The 6,335-nt window shown below is 50.5% G+C and carries 6 protein-coding genes and 3 pseudogenes; all 9 read left to right on the top strand.

Annotation, left to right across the window (positions count from 1 at the left end; all coding sequences use genetic code 11):
* Positions 1–326 (top strand): annotated as a pseudogene (locus tag BFF42_RS09245) (IS1-like element IS1B family transposase); the annotation flags it as partial.
* 16 nt (positions 327–342) lie between these two features.
* Positions 343–540, top strand: a pseudogene (locus BFF42_RS09250) (fimbrial protein); the annotation flags it as partial.
* Positions 541–787: 247 nt separating this feature from the next.
* Positions 788–1,828 carry a phosphate ABC transporter substrate-binding protein PstS gene (pstS, locus tag BFF42_RS09255; protein ID WP_000867146.1) on the top strand — a complete coding sequence of 347 codons (1,041 nt, stop codon included), beginning with the start codon at positions 788–790 and terminating at the stop codon, positions 1,826–1,828.
* Between the two features lie 86 nt (positions 1,829–1,914).
* Positions 1,915–2,874 carry a phosphate ABC transporter permease PstC gene (gene pstC, locus BFF42_RS09260; protein WP_000741620.1) on the top strand — a complete coding sequence of 320 codons (960 nt, stop codon included), beginning with the start codon at positions 1,915–1,917 and terminating at the stop codon, positions 2,872–2,874.
* Positions 2,874–3,764 (top strand): phosphate ABC transporter permease PstA, encoded by an 891-nt coding sequence (gene pstA / locus BFF42_RS09265; protein WP_001251975.1) that lies wholly within the window; start codon positions 2,874–2,876, stop codon positions 3,762–3,764. The genes pstC and pstA overlap by 1 nt, the downstream gene beginning before the upstream one ends.
* A 90-nt stretch (positions 3,765–3,854) precedes the next feature.
* Positions 3,855–4,628 (top strand): phosphate ABC transporter ATP-binding protein PstB, encoded by a 774-nt coding sequence (gene pstB / locus BFF42_RS09270; RefSeq protein WP_000063125.1) that lies wholly within the window; start codon positions 3,855–3,857, stop codon positions 4,626–4,628.
* A 14-nt stretch (positions 4,629–4,642) separates the two neighbouring features.
* Entirely contained in the window at positions 4,643–5,368 is a 726-nt protein-coding gene (gene phoU / locus BFF42_RS09275; RefSeq protein WP_000377786.1) for a phosphate signaling complex protein PhoU, read from the top strand.
* 285 nt (positions 5,369–5,653) lie between these two features.
* Positions 5,654–6,121, top strand: a pseudogene (bglG, locus tag BFF42_RS09280) (transcriptional antiterminator BglG); the annotation flags it as partial.
* A 55-nt stretch (positions 6,122–6,176) separates the two neighbouring features.
* Positions 6,177–6,335: IS1 family transposase (locus BFF42_RS09285; RefSeq protein ID WP_032277379.1), on the top strand; the 159-nt coding region annotated here is incomplete at its 3' end.

The raw sequence follows: 6,335 nt of genomic DNA on the forward strand, positions 1-6,335 counted from the left end.
TTTACGCGTATGACAGGCTCCGGAAGACGGTTGTTGCGCACGTATTCGGTGAACGCACTATGGCGACGCTGGGGCGTCTTATGAGCTTGCTGTCACCCTTTGACGTGGTGATATGGATGACGGATGGCTGGCCACTGTATGAATCCCGCCTGAAGGGAAAGCTGCACGTAATCAGCAAGCGATATACGCAGCGAATTGAGCGGCATAACCTGAATCTGAGGCAGCACCTGGCACGGCTGGGACGGAAGTCGCTGTCGTTCTCAAAATCGGTGGAGCTGCATGACAAAGTCATCGGGCATTATCTGAACATAAAACACTATCAATAAGTTGGAGTCATTACCAAAAATTTACGACAAAAATAATAAGGAAATCAAAGTGAACGGTGGTGAGTTGCCAACAGACATGGGTAAATCAACAGTGTATGGTGAAAAATCAGGTAGTGTAACTTTTTCAGCTGCTCCTGCGAGCCTTACTGGAGCTCGCCCAGCCCCGGGGCAATTTACTGCAACAGCGACGATAACTGTTGAGATTGTGCGCTAATAGGTCTGACAACGATTGTTCATCACATCGTTGTCATCTCACCCATTTCTTTATCACTTTTAAATGCATCATGACAAAAAGATGACATGTGGGATTTTCATCTTCACATTTAAAATCAGTAAGTTATTTGGTAATTCCTTTCTGTCATAAAAATGTCATATTCCTTACATATAACTGTCACCTGTTTGTCCTATTTTGCTTCTCGTAGCCAACAAACAATGCTTTATGAATCCTCCCAGGAGACATTATGAAAGTTATGCGTACCACCGTCGCAACTGTTGTCGCCGCGACCTTATCGATGAGCGCTTTCTCTGTGTTTGCAGAAGCAAGCCTGACAGGTGCAGGTGCAACCTTCCCTGCGCCGGTGTATGCCAAATGGGCTGACACTTACCAGAAAGAAACCGGTAATAAAGTTAACTACCAGGGTATCGGTTCTTCCGGTGGCGTAAAACAGATTATCGCTAATACCGTTGATTTTGGTGCCTCTGACGCGCCGCTGTCTGACGAAAAACTGGCTCAGGAAGGTCTGTTCCAGTTCCCGACCGTGATTGGCGGCGTGGTGCTGGCGGTTAACATTCCAGGGCTGAAGTCTGGCGAACTGGTGCTGGATGGTAAAACCCTCGGCGACATCTACCTGGGCAAAATCAAGAAGTGGGATGATGAAGCCATCGCCAAACTGAATCCGGGTCTGAAACTGCCTTCACAAAACATTGCTGTAGTACGCCGCGCAGATGGCTCCGGGACTTCCTTCGTCTTCACCAGCTACCTGGCGAAAGTGAACGAAGAGTGGAAAAACAACGTTGGTACTGGCTCTACCGTAAAATGGCCGATCGGTTTGGGCGGTAAAGGTAACGACGGTATCGCCGCGTTCGTTCAGCGTCTGCCGGGTGCAATTGGTTATGTTGAATATGCTTACGCGAAGCAGAACAACCTGGCGTACACCAAACTGATCTCCGCTGATGGTAAACCGGTTAGTCCGACCGAAGAAAACTTCGCTAATGCAGCAAAAGGTGCAGACTGGAGCAAAACCTTCGCTCAGGATCTGACCAACCAGAAAGGCGAAGATGCATGGCCTATTACCTCTACCACGTTCATTCTGATCCACAAAGATCAGAAGAAACCAGAACAAGGCACAGAAGTGCTGAAATTCTTCGACTGGGCGTACAAAACCGGGGCTAAACAGGCGAACGACCTGGATTACGCCAGCCTGCCGGATAGTGTAGTTGAACAGGTTCGCGCTGCGTGGAAGACCAATATTAAAGACAGTAGCGGTAAGCCGCTGTACTAATAAAACTCCAGGCCGGGTACGGTGTTTTACGCCGCATCCGGCATTACAAAATGACTTTGTAAACGCGTTTAACTGAAGAGTAACTTATGGCTGCAACCAAGCCTGCTTTTAACCCACCGGGTAAAAAGGGCGACATAATTTTCAGCGTGCTGGTAAAACTGGCGGCGCTGATTGTGCTATTGATGTTGGGTGGCATTATTGTCTCTCTGATCATCTCCTCCTGGCCGAGCATTCAGAAATTTGGTCTGGCTTTCCTATGGACCAAAGAGTGGGATGCACCGAACGATATCTACGGGGCGCTGGTGCCGATCTACGGTACGTTGGTGACTTCGTTTATCGCGCTGCTGATCGCCGTCCCGGTGAGTTTCGGTATCGCCCTGTTCCTGACTGAGCTTGCGCCTGGCTGGCTGAAACGCCCGCTGGGTATCGCCATTGAGCTGCTGGCAGCCATTCCAAGTATCGTTTACGGCATGTGGGGCCTGTTTATCTTTGCGCCGCTGTTCGCCGTTTACTTTCAGGAGCCGGTCGGCAATATCATGTCGAATATCCCGATTGTTGGCGCGCTGTTCTCTGGCCCCGCATTTGGTATCGGTATCCTCGCGGCAGGCGTGATCCTCGCCATCATGATTATTCCGTACATTGCGGCGGTAATGCGTGATGTGTTCGAACAAACCCCGGTGATGATGAAAGAGTCGGCCTACGGTATTGGCTGCACCACCTGGGAAGTTATCTGGCGTATCGTTCTTCCGTTCACCAAAAATGGTGTTATCGGCGGCATCATGCTGGGGCTGGGCCGCGCGCTCGGTGAAACCATGGCGGTGACCTTTATCATCGGTAACACCTACCAGCTCGACAGCGCCTCGCTGTACATGCCGGGCAATAGTATCACCTCTGCGTTGGCGAACGAATTTGCGGAAGCGGAATCCGGTCTGCACGTTGCCGCACTGATGGAACTGGGCCTGATCCTGTTTGTGATTACCTTCATCGTCCTCGCCGCATCGAAGTTTATGATTATGCGCCTGGCTAAGAATGAGGGGGCACGCTAATGGCTATGGTTGAAATCCAAACCACTGCGGCGCTGGCTGAATCTCGCCGCAAAATGCAGGCGCGTCGCCGCCTCAAAAACCGTATTGCGCTGACGCTCTCGATGGCGACGATGGCCTTCGGCCTGTTCTGGCTGATCTGGATTTTAATGTCCACCATCACTCGCGGTATCGACGGTATGTCGCTGGCGCTGTTCACTGAAATGACGCCGCCGCCCAATACGGAAGGTGGTGGTCTGGCGAACGCCCTGGCGGGTAGCGGGCTGTTAATTTTGTGGGCCACGGTATTCGGTACGCCGCTGGGCATTATGGCGGGGATTTATCTGGCGGAATATGGTCGTAAATCCTGGCTGGCAGAAGTGATTCGCTTCATTAACGACATTCTGCTCTCCGCGCCGTCGATTGTGGTTGGTCTGTTTGTTTACACCATCGTGGTGGCGCAGATGGAGCACTTCTCTGGCTGGGCGGGCGTGATTGCCCTGGCGCTGTTGCAGGTGCCGATTGTTATCCGCACCACCGAGAACATGCTGAAACTGGTGCCGGACAGCCTGCGTGAAGCGGCTTATGCGCTGGGTACACCGAAGTGGAAGATGATCTCTGCGATTACGCTGAAAGCGTCGGTGTCCGGGATCATGACCGGTATCCTGCTGGCGATTGCCCGTATTGCTGGTGAAACCGCGCCGCTGCTGTTTACCGCGCTCTCCAACCAGTTCTGGAGCACGGACATGATGCAGCCGATCGCCAACCTGCCGGTGACGATCTTTAAGTTTGCGATGAGCCCGTTTGCGGAATGGCAACAACTGGCCTGGGCCGGGGTATTGATTATTACCCTGTGCGTACTGCTGCTGAACATTCTAGCGCGCGTTGTTTTTGCGAAGAATAAACACGGTTAACACTTTGCCGGATGCGGCGTGAACGCCTTATCCGGCCTACGGTAAGCCTGATTAGCGAAGTGCATCAGGCACGATGAGGAAAAGATTGCAATGAGTATGGTTGAAACTGCCCCGAGTAAAATTCAGGTTCGTAATTTGAACTTCTACTACGGCAAATTCCATGCCCTGAAAAACATCAACCTGGATATCGCTAAAAACCAGGTTACGGCGTTTATCGGGCCGTCCGGCTGCGGTAAATCGACGCTGCTGCGTACCTTCAACAAAATGTTTGAACTGTACCCGGAGCAGCGTGCGGAAGGTGAAATTCTGCTTGATGGCGACAACATCCTGACCAACTCTCAGGATATCGCACTGCTGCGTGCGAAAGTGGGCATGGTGTTCCAGAAACCGACGCCGTTTCCGATGTCCATCTACGACAACATCGCTTTTGGCGTTCGTCTGTTTGAGAAGCTCTCCCGTGCCGACATGGACGAGCGCGTGCAGTGGGCATTGACCAAAGCCGCATTGTGGAACGAAACCAAAGATAAATTGCACCAGAGCGGTTACTCTCTCTCTGGTGGTCAGCAACAGCGTCTGTGTATTGCGCGTGGTATCGCCATTCGCCCGGAAGTGCTGCTGCTCGACGAACCGTGTTCGGCGCTCGACCCTATCTCTACCGGGCGTATTGAAGAGCTGATCACCGAACTGAAGCAGGATTACACCGTGGTGATCGTCACCCACAACATGCAGCAGGCTGCGCGTTGTTCCGACCACACGGCGTTTATGTACCTGGGCGAATTGATTGAGTTCAGCAACACGGACGATCTGTTCACCAAGCCAGCGAAGAAACAAACAGAAGACTACATCACCGGTCGTTACGGTTGATTCAGGAGTGCGTTATGGACAGTCTCAATCTTAATAAACATATTTCCGGCCAGTTCAACGCCGAACTGGAAAGTATCCGCACGCAGGTGATGACCATGGGCGGCATGGTGGAGCAGCAGCTTTCTGATGCAATCACCGCGATGCATAACCAGGACAGCGATCTGGCGAAGCGCGTGATCGAAGGCGACAAGAACGTCAACATGATGGAAGTGGCGATCGATGAAGCCTGCGTGCGCATTATCGCCAAACGTCAGCCGACGGCGAGCGACCTGCGACTGGTTATGGTGATCAGTAAAACCATTGCCGAGCTGGAGCGTATTGGCGACGTGGCGGACAAAATCTGCCGTACTGCGCTGGAGAAATTCTCCCAGCAGCATCAGCCGTTGCTGGTAAGTCTGGAGTCGCTGGGCCGTCATACCATCCAGATGCTGCACGACGTGCTGGACGCGTTCGCGCGGATGGACATTGACGAAGCGGTACGTATTTATCGTGAAGATAAAAAAGTCGATCAGGAATACGAAGGTATTGTTCGTCAACTGATGACCTACATGATGGAAGATTCGCGTACCATTCCGAGCGTACTTACTGCGCTGTTCTGCGCGCGTTCTATCGAACGTATTGGCGACCGCTGCCAGAATATTTGTGAGTTTATCTTCTACTACGTGAAGGGGCAGGATTTCCGTCATGTAGGCGGTGATGAGCTGGATAAACTGCTGGCGGGAAAAGATAGCGACAAATAATTCACCAGACAAATCCCAATAACTTAATTATTGGGATTTGTTATATATAACTTTATAAATTCCTAAAATTACACAAAGTTAATAACTGCGAGCATGGTCATATTTTTATCAATAGCGCATTGCTATTTTCTCTGCACGCAATTAAATTAATTTCCGAACCTGGATGTTCGTTATAAAAACCATTAATAAATGACTGGATTGTTACTGCATTCGCAGGCAAAACCTGACATAACCAGAGAATACTGGTGAAGTCGGTTTTTTTTGTTTATAAAAAAGGTCCTTGCTATGAACATGCAAATCACCAAAATTCTCAACAATAATGTTGTGGTGGTTATTGATGATCAACAGCGGGAAAAAGTCGTCATGGGGCGAGGAATTGGCTTTCAAAAACGCGCTGGCGAAAGAATTAACTCAAGTGGAATAGAAAAAGAGTATGCCTTGAGCAGTCATGAACTGAACGGGCGATTAAGCGAACTCTTAAGTCATATTCCTCTTGAGGTGATGGCAACCTGTGATCGTATTATCTCTTTAGCGCAGGAGCGCTTGGGAAAATTACAGGACAGTATTTATATCTCGCTAACTGACCATTGCCAGTTTGCGATTAAACGCTTTCAGCAAAACGTGTTGCTGCCCAACCCGTTGCTGTGGGATATCCAGCGGCTTTACCCGAAAGAGTTCCAGCTAGGGGAAGAAGCGTTAACCATTATTGATAAACGGTTGGGCGTGCAGTTACCGAAAGATGAAGTGGGCTTTGGTAATGCTGCCAACTTACTGATTTAGTGTATGATGGTGATTTTAAGGTGCTTGCGTGGCTTCCATTTCCATCAGATGTCCTTCCTGCTCCGCTACTGAAGGCGTGGTGCGTAACGGCAAAAGCACTGCCGGACATCAGCGCTATCTCTGCTCTCATTGCCGTAAAACATGGCAACTACAGTTCACTTACACCGCCTCTCAGCCCGGTACGCAC

It is taken from the genome of Shigella sp. FC1661 (assembly GCF_001712525.1).
In the GTDB taxonomy this organism is placed as follows: domain Bacteria; phylum Pseudomonadota; class Gammaproteobacteria; order Enterobacterales; family Enterobacteriaceae; genus Escherichia; species Escherichia coli.

Excerpts from the sequence above, each read along its gene's own strand:
- pstS (WP_000867146.1), top strand. The coding sequence starts at position 788 with ATGAAAGTTATGCGTACCACCGTCGCAACTGTTGTCGCCGCGACCTTA.
- pstC (WP_000741620.1), top strand. The coding sequence starts at position 1,915 with ATGGCTGCAACCAAGCCTGCTTTTAACCCACCGGGTAAAAAGGGCGAC.
- pstA (WP_001251975.1), top strand. The coding sequence starts at position 2,874 with ATGGCTATGGTTGAAATCCAAACCACTGCGGCGCTGGCTGAATCTCGC.
- pstB (WP_000063125.1), top strand. The coding sequence starts at position 3,855 with ATGAGTATGGTTGAAACTGCCCCGAGTAAAATTCAGGTTCGTAATTTG.
- phoU (WP_000377786.1), top strand. The coding sequence starts at position 4,643 with ATGGACAGTCTCAATCTTAATAAACATATTTCCGGCCAGTTCAACGCC.